The sequence below is a fragment of the Psychroflexus curvus genome, assembly GCF_020164585.1.
Lineage (GTDB): Bacteria > Bacteroidota > Bacteroidia > Flavobacteriales > Flavobacteriaceae > Psychroflexus > Psychroflexus curvus.
On record NZ_JAIQZF010000020.1, the window covers coordinates 1 to 573 of the forward strand.

General features: G+C 42.6%; 1 rRNA gene. It reads right to left on the reverse strand.

What is annotated here, in order from left to right:
* A 23S ribosomal RNA gene (locus LB450_RS13600) occupies positions 1-110 on the reverse strand; the annotation flags it as partial.
* Positions 111-573 lie beyond the last annotated feature (463 nt).

Below are 573 nucleotides of genomic sequence, written 5' to 3' on the forward strand. Positions count from 1 at the left end.
TCTGCGGATCAACTCATATGTGCTAATCCCCGCAGCTTATCGCAGCTTGTCACGTCCTTCATCGCCTCTGAGAGCCTAGGCATTCCCCATACGCCCTTAATAAGCTTATCTATTCGATAATTATTAGCTATTTAATTTTCATACTCTTTCCTAAAAAAAAGCATGCTCTTACTCTCGTATTCTTATATATTCTCAATATGTCAATGAACGTTACGCCCCCTCCCTGCTCCCCCAAAGGGGGAGTGATAGTTACCTACCTTCTCCTCCCCTTTGGGGAGGCCGGGTGGGGCCTTGTCATAATATCTAAAACCAATTAAATATTACCATTCCTCATTATTATAAACCTTACATCTAAAAGCTAATTTGGTCAAATAACTTCCTCTAACCACTTTAGACTCTTCTCTTGTGCCTTAAAGACTAAAAAGTAGTCTCAGGCAGACTCCCTTCGATGCGACACTTAACGTGTCTTACTCAGGATAAACTTCTCGTCTTCCTTTCGACTAAAAAGTAGTCTCAGGCAGACTCGAACTGCCGACCTCTACATTATCAGTGTAGCGCTCTAACCAGCTGAGC